The sequence below is a fragment of the Variovorax sp. Soil_C_26 genome, assembly GCF_057657075.1.
Window position 1 is genome coordinate 542,797 of the sequence record NZ_JBDGJC010000001.1, and the last position, 15,435, is coordinate 558,231.

The following is a 15,435-nucleotide window of genomic DNA, read 5'->3' on the forward strand; positions in this document are numbered from 1 at the left end:
GCCATGCTCATGCGGCCTCCCCCACGGATTCGTCCGCCAGGTCGCACCGGTGTGTCTGCGCCAGCTGTTCGAGCGCGACCGCGTCTGCGCTGGCCTCGCGCAACACGGCAGCGAGCGCCGCGGGCGTCGGGTGGTCGAACACCACGCCGGCCGCCACCTCGACCTGCAGCAGCTTTCGGATGCGCGCCACCAGCTTGATGACCTGCAGCGAGTGGCCGCCGAGTTCGAAGAAGTCGTCTTCCACGCCGACCGGCCCGCTGCCCAGCAGCGTCGCCATGCCGTCGGCGAGCAGCGCTTCGAGCGCATCGCGCGGCGCCGCGATAAGGCGTTGTGGTGCCTCGGCCGGGGCCGATGCCGCCAGCGCGAGCCGGTCGATCTTGCCGTTCGGCAGGCGCGCGAACGCGCTCACGGCCGTGCAGCTCGCGGGCACCATGTGCGCGGGCAGCAGCGCGGCCAGTTGTTCGCGCAGCGCGCGCCCGTCGGCCGCCTCGCTGTCACCAACGAAGAAGGCGGCGAGCGTGGTTGCACCGGCCACGTCGGGCACGGCCAGCACGACCGCCTGGCGCACGTCGGGCCGCGCCAGCAGCGCCGCCTCGACCTCGGCCGGCTCGACGCGGTAGCCGTGGACCTTCACCTGGTGATCGGCACGCCCCGCAAGCCGCAGCCCGCCTTCGGGCAGCACCCAGGCGAGATCGCCTGTGCGGTAGAGCCGCTCACCGGCGCGGAACGGGTCGGCGACGAACACGTCAGCATTCGCGCGGTTCAGGTAGCCGCGGCACAGCTGCGCGCCGCCGATGTAGACCTCGCCCAACCCACCGGCCGGCACGAGGCCGCTCGTCGCATCGAGCACGCGCACGCAGTTGTTCGCGAGCACGCGCGTCAGCGGCAGCTGCTCGGGCACGGGCGCACCGGCCTCGACGGCATGCACCAAGACGCCGACCGTGGCCTCCGTCGGCCCGTAGTGGTTGTAGACCGCGCACTGCGGCGCCAGCCGCGCGATGCGCTCGACCAGCGCGCGCGGCGCGGCCTCGCCGCCCAGCACCAGCGTGCGCGGCAGGCAGGGCGTGGCGCCTTCGAGCAGCGCTTCGAGGTGCGAGGGAACGATCTTCAGCGCGTCGATGGCGTGCGCGCGCATGAAGCGCGCAAAGGCCTCTGCGTCTTTCGCCTCGTGCGGCGCCGCCACGACGAGGCAGGCGCCGTTGTAGAACGCGCCGAACAGCGCGGTGTTGCCGAGGTCGGCCGCCACCGAGCTGGTGAGCGCCCAGCGGCGGCAGGTGTCGAGCTGCATCGCCGCAGAAGCGGCCGCCACGTAGTTCTGCAGCGCGCCCTGCTCGACGGCCACGCCCTTGGGCGCGCCGGTGGAGCCGGAGGTGTAGAGCACATAGGCGAGGTCGCTCGGTGCGGCGATGTGCGGTGCGACTTGCGCCTCGGGCAACGTTGCCGCATCGGGCAGCGCCGCGTCGATGGTGAAGACAGGCTGCGCATCGGCGAGCACCGCCGCGCGGCGCGCCTCGGGCCAGTCCGGGTCGAGCGGCAGGTAGGCGGCGCCCGCGCGCCAGACCGCGAGGATCGCGACCGGCAGGTCGAGCGCACGCGGCAGATTCAGCGCGACGATGGTGCCGGGTGTCACGCCGTGCCCTTGCAGCCAGTGGGCGACGCGGCCGATGCGGTGTTCGAGTTCGCCGTAGTTCAGGCGTTGGTCGCCAGCTTCGAGTGCGGGCGCCTCGGGCGTCTCGGCGGCCCAGTGGGCGATGCGTTGCGTAACGGTCTGCGTGCCGACATCGGCCACGGCTTCCTGCGACCGAAGCAGCAACTCACGCTCGCGCGGGCCGACCAGCGGCAGCGCGCCGAGCGTGGTGTCGGGGCGTTCGACGACAGCATTCAGCAGGCAGAGGTACTGCATCAGCAGGCGCTGCACCGCCACCTCGCTGTGGCGCGCGGCGTCGGCATGCACCGACAGCGCGGCACTTTCGGCATCCCATGCGACTTGCAGGGCCAGTTCGAAAGCCGGCAGCGGCCCCGGCAGCGCGGCCAGTTGCCATTGCGGATCGACACCGTGGCGACGCGGGCGTTCGTGGCACGCGAAGCCGACCGCGAGGTGCGCGGAGATGGGCGGTGCTTCGACGGCCCAGTACTCCTGCGCCTCGACGTGCGCGGCCAGCGTGCCGTCGAAGTTTTCAAGCCAGTCGGTAAAGCGTGTTTCCGACGCGGTCTCGACGATAAGCGGCAGCACCTTGTCGAACACGCCGACCGCGCCCTGCATCGGCGGGTAGTCGCGGCGGCAGTCGTGCTGCCAGCCAGCAGCGAAACGGCCGGTCCCGTCCAGGCGCGCGAGCAGCAGCCACCAGACGGACTGCAGCAGCGTGTCGGGCTGTGCGCCCAGTGTGTCGGCGCAGGCGGCGATGCGGCTTGCGAAAGCGGCGTCGATGGATTCTTCGGCTTGCACGCGCGCGGCATGCTGCGAGACAACAGCCTGTCGACCGACGAGGCGCGGTGGCGCGAGCGTGGCGGCTTGCGCGAGGTAGCGCTGCCAGTAGGCACGGCCCTCGGCAGCGTCTTCGCCATCGAGCAGGTCCTGGCGCCAGGTCACGAAGCGCGCATACGGGAACACCTCGGCGGCATCGAAGGCGTGTTCGTCCGCGAAGGCCGTGGCGATCTGGTCGAACAGGTGCTGCAGGCTGCCCCGGTCGCCAACCCAGGCGTGAACGCAAAGCGCCAGCGTGTGGCGTGCTCCACCGGTGCGTGCGAGCCCGGCATGGACCATCTCGCCGCGCGCGATGTCCAGCGGCGCGGCTTGCATGTCCGCCAGCCATTGGGCCAGTGCGGCATCAGGCGCACCGCGCAGGTCTGCGTTCGCCCAGGCCAGCGGTGCCATGCCCGGGGTGTACTGCTGGCGCAGGCCGCGGTAGCCCGGCACGGCGCGGATGGCGCTGCACAGGGCGCCGTGCGCACCCAGCACGCGCGCCACCACGCCGCGCAGGCGCGCTGCGTCGAGCGCGCCCTCGATGTCGGCGCGCAGCAGCAGGCGCGGCGCATCGGCCGGCACCGCGCGTTGTTCGGGGCTCAGCGGGAAGGTCATGTCGTCGAAGTGGCCGGTCATGGTCGTCATTTCAGTCATGCGTCCTGCGCGTCGGTCAGGCGGGCATCGGCGCTGCGCGCGCCGTCGTCGAGCGCGGCGCGGTCGAACATCGCGCCCATCGCCACCACGATCTTTCGCGGGCCCTCGAAGGGGTCGCGTGCATGGGCGGCGAGCATGTTGTCGAGCATCACGACGTCACCCTGGCGCCAGTCGAAGCGCACGGCGCAGGCCTCGTAGGCTTCGCCGACGATGGCCATGGTGTCGTCGGCGATGGGCGAACCGTCGCCGTAGGTCACGTGGCGCGGCAGGCGCTCGACGCCGCCCATGTCCAGCAGGTCTTCGCGCACCTGTGCCTCGAGGCAGGCGACGTGGTGCAGCTGCACCTGGTTGAAGAACACGCGCTCGCCGGTCAGCGGATGGCGAATCACGGCGGGGCAGCGGGTGCGCGTCTGCAACGTGTCGCCGTCGAACCAGCGCCATTCGATGCCGGTGGCGGCCAGGCGCGCCTCGACGTCTTCGCGGCGCTCGGTCTTGTAGAAGTCCTGCCAGCTCACGTCCAGGCCGGGCGTGAAGGTGCGCACGTACTGCAGGCCCTTGCGCTCGAATTCGGCCGCCACGTCGGCCGGCAGGCGGCGCAGCATCTCGCGGCAGTCGACGATGGGCGTGGCGCCGCCCACGGGCGACGGCAGCTCGCAGAAGAACCACTGCTTGCGCGGCCAGCGGTCCAGGTGCGCGCTCTCGTTGTGGAACAGGATCATCTGGCGCTCGGGGTACGGCGTGGAGCGGTAGGTCTTCTTGCCGCCCTCCTTCTTCGGCAGGTCGCCGTAGCTACCGTACAGCTCGGGCTCGATGGCCTCGGCAAAGGCCTCGAAGTCCTGCGGGGTCTTCAGGCCGAAGTCGCGGAACAGGATGCCGCCGTGCCTGGCGACCAGCATCTCGATGTAGTCGGCCTGGCCCTTGGCCCAGGCCACAGTGTCGAGCTCGGGGCTGGTGGCCTGCAGCACGATGGGAAACTCGGCGCCGGGTTTCAGGAACGAGGTCTGCACGGCGGGTCGCGCAGCGGCGCGCACGGGTGCGCGGCCGGCGCCCAGGGCATCGAGCTTTCCAAGTTTGCCGAGCTTGTCGAGCTTGTCGAGTTTCGAAGCCGGTCGGGCGTTGGGAGCGTGGGTCATCGCGATGGATTCCTGCAAGGGCATGGGGGCCAGCGCGTCGAGGGGCTGGCCGGGTGTGGCGACGATCCGCTCCAGCAGCGCGTGCCACGAAGCGGTGAAGGTTTCGACGGTCTCCCGCCGGTAGAGGTCGGTGGCGAACACCCACTCGGCGGTGAGCGCGCCGTCGTGTTCGCTGGCGAACACCGCCAGGTCGAACTTGGATTCGTTCATCTGCTGGGGCAGCACCTCGACCTCGGCGCCTTCGATGGCGAACCGGATCTCGGGTGTGTTCTGGAGCACGAAGAGCACCTGCACCAGCGGGTTGCGGTCGCGTGCGCGCGGCACGCCCGACAGCTCGACGATGCGGTCGAAGGGAACATCCTGGTGGTCCATCGCAGCCAGGGTGTCGGCCTTGGTGGCGGCCAGCCATTGCGAAAAATCGGTTGTTCCCTTCGCGCGACGCGAGCGCAGCGGTACCACGTTGACGAAGAAGCCCAGCAGCCCTTCGAGGTCCGGGTGGCCGCGGCCCGCGACGTCGGTGCCGATGACGATGTCGTCGGCGCCCGAAGCCTGGTGGAAGAACAGGAAGAACGACGACAGCAGCAGCGTGAACAGCGACGTGTCCGACGCCCGCGCGAGCGCGGAGAGCGATTGCGACAGCGCGGGCGACAGCGCGAGCCGCACCGAATCGCCGGCATGCGTGGGCACGGCCGGGCGCTGGTGGTCGGGCTTGATGCCCGAGGCCTGCGGTGCGCCCGCCAGCCGCTCACGCCAGAACGCGGCCTTCGGCGCAAAGCCGTCGGAGGCCAGCGCGCGCGCATACCAGGCGGCGTAGTCGGCGTACTGCACGGGCAGCGGTGCCAGTTGGAGGGGCTGGCCGCGCCGCGCACGCTCGTAGAACGCGGCCAGCTCGCGTGCGAACACGGCGATCGACCAGCCGTCGAACACGATGTGGTGCACCACGAGCACCAGCACATGCTCGCGCGCAGCCATGCGCACGACGGTGGCCTTGATGAGCGGGCCCTGGGCCAGTGCGAGCGGTGCGCGCACCAGTTCGTCGAACAGCTGGCCGTAGCGCGCGCTATCGTCGAGCGCGATCACTGAAATGTCGAGCGGCGCACCGGGGCGCACGAAGGCCATGGGTTCGCCCTCATCGTCTTCGGTGAACACGGTGCGCAGCACCTCGTGGCGCGCCACGATGGCGTCGATGGCGGCGCGCAGCGCATCGATATCGAGCTCGCCGTGCAACGCGAGGCCGGCCGACATGTTGTAGGCCGCACGCCCGCTGCGGTTGGCGGCGTCGGTGAGGCGGTCGACCAGCCAGAGGCGGCGCTGCATCGGCGACAGCGGCAGCGCACCGCCGCGCGCGACGGGCGTGATCTCCATCGCGCTGCGCTGCGGCGCGGTGGTGGTCGTGGCGACGCCGAGCCGCGCGGCCAGGCCGGCGATGGTCGGCGCCTTGAAGAACTCGCTGGGATGCAGCTCGGTCGCGTAGAGCTTGCGCACGCGCGACAGCAGCTGGATGGCGACGAGCGAATCGCCGCCGAGTTCGAACAGGTTGTCGTCCACGCCGATCGGTGCAATGCCCAGGCGCTCGGTCCAGAGCACGGCAAGCGCGGTCTCGACCTCGCCCTGCGGCGCGACGAACGGGGTCTGCAGCGCCGGCCGGGGATGCACCGAGCCTGCGGCAGCTGCCGGGGCCTCGTCGCCGAGCAGATCGAGCATGCCGTTGTCGAGCGGGCCCAGGCGCGTGGCCAGGTCGGCGGTCGAGATGACGGTCTGTGCGCGCACCGGGCCGTTGACGATGCGCTCGAAGACGCGTGCGCCCTCGGGGCCTTCCATGCCGATGTCGCCGGGCACGTCCATGTGCGCGGCCATGCCCAGGCCGCGCCAGGCATCCCAGTTGACCGAGAACACGGGGAACGCGCCGAGCCGCTCATGCGCGACGGCCACGGCGTCGAGATAGGCGTTGGCGGCGGCGTAGTCGCTCATGCCCAGGCCGCCGGCCACGCTGGAGATCGACGAGCACAGCAGCACGAAGTCCAGCGGCTGGCCGCGCAGCGCATCGAACAGCACGCGCGTGCCGCGCACCTTGGTCGCGAACACGGTGTCGACCTGCGCGCGCGTGCGCCCGGCCATCATGCCGCCGCCCGCGTCACCGGCCGCATGCACAACGCCGTGCAGCGGGCCGAAGCGATCGTTCGCTTGTGCGACGGCGGCGCGCATCGCGTCGGCGTCGGACACGTCGGCCGATACGGTGAGCACCTGCGCGCCGAGCGCTTCGAGTTCGAGCAGTTGCTGCAGCCGCAGCTTCAGCGCGGCGGGCGTGCTGTTGGCCGTCATCAGCGCGGGCCATTCGGCGCGCGCCGGCGGCGCGGTGCGACCAAGCAGCACCAGCCGCGCCTGCCACTGCACGGCCAGGTGCTTCGCCAGTGCCAGGCCGACGCCGCCGAGGCCGCCGGTGACGAGGTAGACGCCCTCGCGGCGCAGACGCGGCTGCGCGGCGGCGGCCAGCGTCGCGGGCGCGTAGGTCTTGGTCCAGCGGTGCGCGCCGCGGCAGGCCACGAGCGGCTCGCCGGGTTCGGCCTGCAGCGCTGCGGCCTCGGCCACGATCTGCGCGACCAGCCGGCCTTCGGCATCGCTTTCGGGCGCGGGCAGCACGACGTCGATCACGCGGCAATGCACGCGCGGATATTCCTGCCCGATCACCTTGCCGATGCCGCGCAGCGTCGCCTTCTCGGGGCACAGCGGCTCGGTGCCAGTGACGTCTTCGAGCTGATTGGCGACGACGGCCAACGGCAGGGTGCGGTCGCCGGCTTCGAGCGATTGCACGAGCGCGAGCAGGCTGAAGAAGCTGCGCTCGAGCAGCTCGGCCTGCGGCTGCTGCGCTGGCAGCGCCTCGTCAAGGCTCCAGAGGTGGTAGATGCCGGCGATGGCGCCGAAGTCGGCCGCGATCTCGGTCTGCAGACGGGCGTGGTCGTCGCGTGCGCCGGGGCGCAGCGTCCAGTGGCCATGGCCGGTGCGTTCGAAGGCGCTGCCGCGCTCGGCGAGCACCACCGTGCGGCCCTGCGCGCGCAGCTGCCGCACGAGGTGGCCCGTGAGGCTGCGGCTGTCGCCGAGCACGAGCAGGCAATCACTGGCACCGGCCGACGACGCGAGCGCCAGCGGCTCCGTGCGCCGCCACGAGGGCACATAGAACGCGTCGGGGTTGGTGCGCTGCGGCGCCTTCGCACCATCGGGGGCTTCCACCCAGTAGCGGCGGCGCTGGAACGGATACGCCGGCAGCGGCACCCGCCGACGTGCAGCACCCGCGCGGCAGACGGCCCAGTCGATGTCCACGCCCGCTACCCACAGCTGGGCCAGCGTCTGTGCGATCTGCTGCGCGTTGCGCGCCTGCTGCTGCGGGTGCGCCTGGCTGGCGAACACGCCGGCGGCGGTGTCGGCCAGCGGATGCTGGCGCGCGAGGCCCGCCAGTGTTTCGCCGGGACCGACTTCGAGCAGCACGCGGCCCGGCACCTGCAGCAAGGTGCGCACGCCGTCGACGAACTGCACCGTGCCGCGCAGGTGCCGCGCCCAGTAGTCGGGGCTCATGGCCTCCTCGGCGGTGATGAGCTGTCCCGTGACGTTGGAGACGAAGGGAATGGTCGGCGGCCGGCGCGGCACCGACGCGATGAGCGCCTCGAGCGGCGCGAGCAGCGGCTCGGTCATCGCCGAGTGCGAGGCGACCGACACATGCAGCCGACGCGGCAGGTGGCCCGCCGCGCGCAGCCGCGCTTCGACGGCCTCGACCGCTTCGCGCGGGCCGGAGATCACGCACAGCTGCTCGGCGTTGGCGGCGGCGAGGTCGCAGCCCGGTGCCAGGAACGGCGCGAGCGCGGCCTGCGACAGCGGCACGGCGGTCATCGCCCCGGGCGGCATCGACCGCAGCAGGCGGCCGCGCAGGGCCGCGACCCGCAGCGCGTCTTCGAGGCGAAACACGCCGGCCACGCAGGCAGCGACGTACTCGCCAAGGCTGTGGCCCATCATTACCGCGGGCCGCACGCCGCGGCGCATCCACCACTGCGCCATCGCATATTCGACGACGAACAGCGCGGCTTGCGCGAGCGCGATGTCGAACAGCCGCGCATCGGCCTCGGCTTCGCCCCCGGGTGCGGGGAACAGTATGGTGCGCAGGTCGAAGCCCAGCTCAGGCTCCAGCAGCGCGCAGCAGCGGTCGATGTCGTCGCGGAAAGCGGCATCGTCCTCGTAGAGCGCGCGACCCATCTGCGCGTGCTGCGTGCCGCCGCCGGGGAAGAGGAAGACCACCTCGGGCGCCTGCGCCGGCGCGGCGCGCACAGCCAGGCCTTCGCCTGCCGAGAGCATCTGCACGGCGCCTTCGACGTGGTCGGCCACGACCGCGCTGCGGTGATCGAAGGCGCGGCGGCCGGCCTGCAAGGTGTGGGCGATGTCGGTGAGCGGCAGTGCGGGGTGCAGGCGCAGGTGCTCGGCGAGTTGCTGCGCGGCCTGGCGCGTGGCGGACGCGCTGCGTGTCGACAGTGGCAGCACCTGCCAGCCAGCCGCAGGGGTTGTCGCGACCACAGGCGGCGCCTCTTCGAGCACGACGTGCACGTTGGTGCCGCCGATGCCGAACGAGCTGACGCCCGCACGGCGCGGCGTGTCGCCCTCGGGCCACGGCCGCGCTTCGGTGCTCACACGAAACGGGCTGTTCGCGAAGTCGATCTGCGGATTCGGCTGCTCGAAATGCAGGCTCGGCGGCAGCGTGCGATGGCGCAGCGCCAGCGTCGCCTTGATGAGCCCGGCCACGCCGGCCGCCGCATCGAGGTGGCCGATGTTGGTCTTGACCGAGCCGATGGCGCAGTAGCCGCAGCGCCCGCCGTCGCCGCCGTCCGCACGGAAGGCCTGCGTGAGCGCGGCCAGCTCGATCGGGTCGCCCAGCGTGGTGCCGGTGCCGTGCGCCTCGACGTAGCCGACCGTGTGCGCGGGCACGTCGGCCATCAGCTGCGCCGCGCGGATCGCGCCGGCCTGGCCCTGCACGCTCGGTGCGGTGAAGCCGATCTTGTCGGCGCCGTCGTTGTTGGCGGCCGTGCCCTTGATGACGGCGTGGATGGTGTCGCCGTCACGCAGTGCGTCGGCCAACCGGCGCAGCACGACGATGCCCGCGCCGCTGCCGATCACCGTGCCCGCGGCCTGGGCGTCGAAGGCGCGGCAGTGGCCGTCGGGCGAGAGGATGGCGCCGTTCTGGTAGCGGTAGCCGCCCTCTTGCAGCAGGTTGAGCCACACGCCGCCGGCCAGCGCCATGTCGCAGTCGTGGCTCAGCAGGCCCTGGCAGGCCATGTGCACGGCCACGAGCGAGGTCGAGCATTCGGTCTGCACGCTGACGGCCGGGCCGCGCAGGTCGAGCTTGTAGGCCACGCGCGTGCACAGCGAGCCAGCGGAGTTGCCGCTCATGAGGCCCAGCATGTCGGCGATGCCCGTGCTTGCGTCCACACCGAAGGCGGGCAGCAGGTGTTTCATGAGGTAGAGGTTGGGGCCATCGCCCGCGTAGACGCCGACCGGCGCCCCGCCCTTCGGGCCAGTCGGCCAGCCCGCGTGGTCCATCGCCTCCCAGGCGCATTCGAGAAAGATGCGCTGCTGCGGATCGAGGTGCTCGGCCTCGCGCGGCGAGTAGCCGAAGAAGCCGGCGTCGAAGCGGTCGAAGCCGTCGAGCAGCACACCGGCCTTCACGTAGTCGGGGTCGGCCAGTGCGCGCTCGGGCACGCCGCGCGCGCGCAGTTCGTCGTCGCTGAAGGCCGTGACCGACTCGACGCCGTCGCGGATGTTTCGCCAGAAGGCGTCCACGTCGGGCGCGCCGGGAAAGCGACCGGCCATGCCGACGATGGCGATCTCGAGGCCCGTGGTTTCGGGGGAAAGCGGGGTGTCGTCTTGCGCGTGCATCAGAGGGTTCTTTCCGTGGGTCGGCGGCGCTGCAGCAGGGCCGCGCGCTGTTGCTGCGCGCGCTGCTTCGCCAGTGCGGCGGCGTCGTCGTTGGCAGCGGCGGGGCCGCGCGCGAGCTGTTCGATGTGCCGGGCCAGCGCGCCGACGGTCGGGTACTTGAAGAGATCGACCACCGCGAGGCCCGGCTGCAGGCGGTCTTCCACCAGCCGGTGCATGCGGATCACGAGCAGCGAGTTGCCGCCGAGGTCGAAGAAGTTGTCGTGCAGGCCGACCTTTTCGACCTTGAGCAGCTCGGCCCAGATCGTGGCCACTGTCTGGGCGACGTCGCCCCGGGGCGCTTCGTAGGCTTGCGTGCCAGCGGCGGCCGGCGCGGGCAACGCGCGGCGATCGACCTTGCCGTTGGCGGCGAGCGGGAAGCTGTCGAGCACCATCAGCGCCGAAGGCACCATGTAGTCGGGCAGCGCCTGCGCCAGTCGCGTCTTGAGCGTGGTTGCGTCCAGCGATGCGCCCGCGGCCGCCGCGACGTAGGCAACGAGCGACGGGCCGGCCACGCTCTCGTGCAGGCATACCAGCGCCTCGCGCACGTCGGGCTGCTCGCGCAAGCACGCCTCGACCTCGCCAAGCTCGATGCGGAAGCCCCGCACCTTCACCTGGTGGTCGAGCCGTTCGAGGTAGTCGAGCTGGCCATCGGCGCGCCATCGCACGAGGTCGCCGGTGCGGTACAGCCGCCCGCCTGCGGCATCGAACGGGTCGGCCACGAAGCGCTCGGCCGTGAGTGCCGCGCGCCCGAGGTAGCCACGCGCGAGGCCTTCGCCGCCGAGGTACAGCTCGCCGGGAACACCGTGCGGCACCGGCTGCAGGTCGGCATCGAGCACATGGGCGGTGCGGCGGCCGACCGGGCGGCCGATGGGGGCGTAGCCCTGCACGATGGCCTCGGACCGCGCAGACCACAGCATCGGCGTGATCACGGCCTCGGTTGGGCCATAGGCATTCACGACGCTTGCGGGGCGCAGCACGCGTCGGATCAGCGCGAGGTCTTCGCCGGTCCAGGCTTCCCCGCCAAAGAGCGCGAGACGCACGGCGTGCTGGAACGGCGGCCGGTCTTGCAGCAGCTGGCGCGCGTAGGCCGGCGGCAGGTCGACCACGCTGACGCGGTGGCGTTGCAGCAAGGCGTCGAGTTCGCTGGCGAGCGAGCACCACTGCGGCTGAAGCACCAGCGCGGCGCCGGTGGCCAGCGGCAGCAGGCACTGTTCAATGGCCGCATCGACGTGAGGCAGCGCGAACTGCAGCGATCGATCGTCCACCGTGAAGCCGCAGGTGTCGGCCATGGCCTGGAGGTGCATCGACAGCGCGCCGTGTGCGACCGCCACGCCCTTGGGACGGCCGGTGGTGCCCGAGGTATGGATCACGTAGGCCAGGTGACCGTCTTGCAGCGCGACCTTCGGAGCCTCGTTCGGCTCGTCGCCGAGCGATGCGTCATCGATTGCGAGGCGCGCGATGGCATCGCCCTCGCCCACCGAACTTTGGCTGCCCGTCAGCAGCAGCGCTGCGCTGCTGTCGGTCAGCAGTTGCGACAGCCGCTGCGGCGGGTGCGACGGGTCCATCGGCAGGTAGGTGCCGCCGGCCTTCAGTACGGCAAGCAGGCTGGCGACACGATCGACCGGGACATCAACGGCCACGGCGACCAGCGTGTCGGGGCGCACGCCGTGGCGCAGCAGGCGGTGCGCGAGGCGGTTGGAGCGACGGTCCAGTTCGGCGTAGGAGATTTCGGTGTCGCCGGCAATCAGCGCGACGGCATCTGGCGCGCGGCGGACGTGCGCTTCGAAGAGTCGGTGTGCGGGCGTCGCTGCGGGTGCGAGCGACGTTCCCGTGCCCCAGGTGTGCAGTTGCGCTTGTTCTTCGGCGGCAAGCCACGGCGCATCGCCGACAGCACCGGCCGGGTCTGTTGTCAACGCCTCGAGCAGCGCGTGGTAGTGCGCAGCCATGCGCGCAACCGTCGCGGCATCGAACAGCTCGGCTGCGGTGGTGAGCACCGCGCGCACCTCGCCGTCGGCGCGCTCGCGGATGTCGAGCGCGAGCTCGCACTGCGCGGCGCTGTCCTCCATGCGGTACTCCTCCACCGCCAGGCCCGGCAGGCCGCGCAGCACGGCCGCGTCTTCGCGCAGCAGGTTGAACATGACCTGGAACAGCGGGTTGTGGCTCAGGCTGCGCTGCGGTTGCAGGGCGTCCACGAGTTGTTCGAACGGCAGGTCCTGGTGGGCCTGCGCGCCGAGCGCGGCCTCGCGCGTCTGCGCGAGCAGTTGCGCGAACGGGGTGCGGCCGCTCAGCGTGGCGCGCAGCACCTGCGTGTTGACGAAGAAGCCGATGAGGCCCGTGGTCTCGGGGCGGTGGCGATTGGCGACGGGCACGCCAACGCGCACATCGGGCTGGCCCGTGTAGCGGTGCAGCAGCGCCTGGAAGCCCGCGAGCAGCACCATGAACAGCGTGGCGCCATGCGCCTGCGCGGTGGCGTGCAGGCGCGCGACGAGGGCCGCGTCGAGCTCGAAGGCATGCGAAGCCGCGCGGTAGTTCGCGACCGCGTGGCGGGGGCGGTCCGTGGGCAGGGCCAGCACGGGGTGCGTGTCGCCGAGTTGGGTGCGCCAGTAGGTCAGTTGGCGTTCGGCTTCGCCCGCGGCGAGCCAGTCGCGTTGCCAGGCGGCGTAGTCGGCGTACTGGATCCGCGGGGCTGCGAACGACGGCGTTTCGCCTTTCGCGCGTGCGGCATAGGCCGCACCGAACTCGTCGAGCAGCAGCTGCAGCGAGGCACCGTCGGACACGATGTGGTGCGTGACGATCGCGAGGATGTGGCGCTCGTCGCCGAGCTGGAGCCACGCGGCCCGCAGCACGGGGCCGGCCGCGAGGTCGAAAGGTTCGGCCTGCAGCCCGCGCGTGTGCGCAGCGGCCACGCTTTCGCGGTCGTCGGCCGGCAACGCGCGCAGATCGATGCGGGTGAGCGCCAGCGGTGCGGTCGGCAGCACCTGTTGGCCGACCGTGCCGTCGGCCGCCGTGCGGAACACGGTGCGCAGGCTCTCGTGACGTGCGAGCAGGCCTTCGAGGGCCGCCTTCAGTGCATCGGCATGCAACGCGCCCGACAGGCGCAGCGCCACGCCCACGTGGTACGCGCTGTTCTTCGGATCGAGCTGCCACAGGAACCACTGGCGCGCCTGTGCATGCGACAGCGCGAGCAACCCCGCGCGGCGCTTGGCCGGCAGGGCTGGAATCGGCTGGTGCACGCGGCGCTGGCCGAGCGCCAGCACGCGCCGCACTTCGCGCGCGAAGTCGCCCAGACGCGGTTGCTCGAACAGCGCGCGCAGCGGAAAGTCGATGTCCCAGCGCTCGCCGATGCGCGCGGCCGCCTGCGTGGCGGCGAGCGAGTTGCCGCCGTGGGTGAAGAAGTGCGCGTCGCGCGCCAGCGGTCGTTCGGCGGGGCGGCGCAGCACCTCGTGCCAGATCGTGGACAGGGCCCGCTCGACATCGTCGAGCAAGGTTTCGGAAGGGTCGACTGCAGGCGCGCCGCCGCCCAGCACGAACGCCCCGTGGGCGTAGATCGCATAGGCGTCGGCCGTGCGATCGATCCAGCCCTGGCGGCAGGCGCTGCGCTGCAGCTTGCCGCTCGTGGTTTTCGGCAAGCCGCCCGGATTGAGCAGCATCACGACCGACAGCGGCTCGCCGCACTGTTCGCTCACGGCGGCGCTCAGCGCCTCGACCAGCACCTCGGGGCGCACCAGCTTCTGGATTCTGCGCGACACCTCGGCCGCCAGGCCGATGCCCTCGCCTTCCGGCCCGTCGACCGCGAAGGCCGCGACGCGGCCCTTGCGCACGGCTTCGACCTCGCGCTCCACTTCGCGCTCGATGTCCTGCGGGTACAGGTTGTGGCCGCGCACGATGACCATGTCCTTGATGCGTCCGGCCACATACAACTGGCCCTCGTGCACGAAGCCCAGGTCGCCGGTGCGCAGCCAGCGCGCGCCCTCGTGCTCGACGAAGGTCTTCTGCGACACCTCGGGCTTGTTCCAGTAACCGCTGCCCAGGCTCGGACCCGAGGCCCATATTTCACCGACGCCCCCCTCCGCGCGGACTGCCAGCGTGGCCGGATCGACGATGCGCACCGCGTGGTGCGCCACCGATCGACCGCAGCCAACGAGCACGGCGCCCTCGTCGTCGCGCACCACGGCTCCCTGTGCCAGGCGGGCCTTGTCGAAGCTGTGCGCGACCATGCCGGTGCCGCGGTGTCCGCCCGTGACGAACAGCGTCGACTCGGCGAGGCCGTAGCACGGGTAGGCCGCCTCGGCCGGAAAGCCCGCGGGCGCGAAGCGTTGCTGGAACGCGCGCAGCGTGTCGGCGCGCACCGGCTCGGCGCCCGAGAACGCGAGGCGCCAGCACGACAGGTCGAGCGTGGCCAGTTGCGCATCGGACACGCGGTCGAGGCACAGGCGGTAGGCGAAGTCGGGCCCGCCGCTGACGGTCGCGCGCAGCCGCGACACGGCCTCGAGCCAGCGCACGGGCCGCTCGAGGAAGTAGCGCGGCGACATCAGCGCCACGACCGCGCCGCGATGCATCGGCTGCAGCAGGCCGCCGATGAGGCCCATGTCGTGGTTCAGCGGCAGCCAGGTGACGAAGGTGTCGCTGGGGCTGACCGAAAGGCCTTCCTCGATCGCGCGCATATTGGCCATCAGGTTCGCATGCGTGACCATGACGCCCTTGGGCGCCGAGGTGGAACCGGAGGTGTATTGCAGGAACGCGATGTCGGTGGCGGCCGGCGTGTGCGGGCGCCATGCGTCGGCACCCGTGGCGTCGATTGCGTCGACGGCGATGAACACGGCCTGCGCGAAGGCAGCGTCTGCGCCGGCCACCGCGTCGCGGATGGTGGCGTGGGTCAGCACGCAGCAGGCGCCCGCGTCGGCGGCGATGCCTTCGAGCTTGCCCAGGTGGCGCTTGCGCGTGGACTCGGGCGGGAACACCGGCACGGCGACGAGGCCTGCGTAGAGGCAGGCGAAGAAGCTGACAACGTAGTCGTCGCTGTTGTCCAACATGATGAGCGCGCGGCCACCGGATGCGAAAGTCTGCTGCAGGTGCGCCGCCAAGCCGCGCACGCGTGCATCGAGCGTGCGGTAGCTGATGGGCGTGTCGAGCGCGCTGCCAGCGCGATCGGTGATGGTGATCAATGCGACGTCGTCGGGTCGCTGCGTGGCGAGGCTGCGCAGATGGGTCACGAAGTCCACGGGATGCATC

The 15,435-nt window shown here is 71.7% G+C and carries 3 protein-coding genes; all 3 read right to left on the bottom strand.

Annotation, left to right across the window (positions count from 1 at the left end):
- Positions 1 to 7 precede the first annotated feature (7 nt).
- From AC3A6G_RS02470 to AC3A6G_RS02480, 3 genes are read right to left on the bottom strand one after another with little or no spacing between them, the layout of a single operon-like run.
- Positions 8 to 3,109, bottom strand: a complete 3,102-nt coding sequence (locus AC3A6G_RS02470; protein ID WP_487872966.1) for a non-ribosomal peptide synthetase — start codon at positions 3,107 to 3,109, stop codon at positions 8 to 10.
- A gap of 5 nt (positions 3,110 to 3,114) precedes the next feature.
- Positions 3,115 to 10,164, bottom strand: a complete 7,050-nt coding sequence (locus tag AC3A6G_RS02475) for an SDR family NAD(P)-dependent oxidoreductase (protein ID WP_487872967.1) — start codon at positions 10,162 to 10,164, stop codon at positions 3,115 to 3,117.
- Complete coding sequence (locus AC3A6G_RS02480) at positions 10,164 to 15,434, bottom strand: amino acid adenylation domain-containing protein (RefSeq protein ID WP_487873251.1); 5,271 nt, start codon at positions 15,432 to 15,434, stop codon at positions 10,164 to 10,166. The genes AC3A6G_RS02475 and AC3A6G_RS02480 overlap by 1 nt, the downstream gene beginning before the upstream one ends.
- Position 15,435 lies beyond the last annotated feature (1 nt).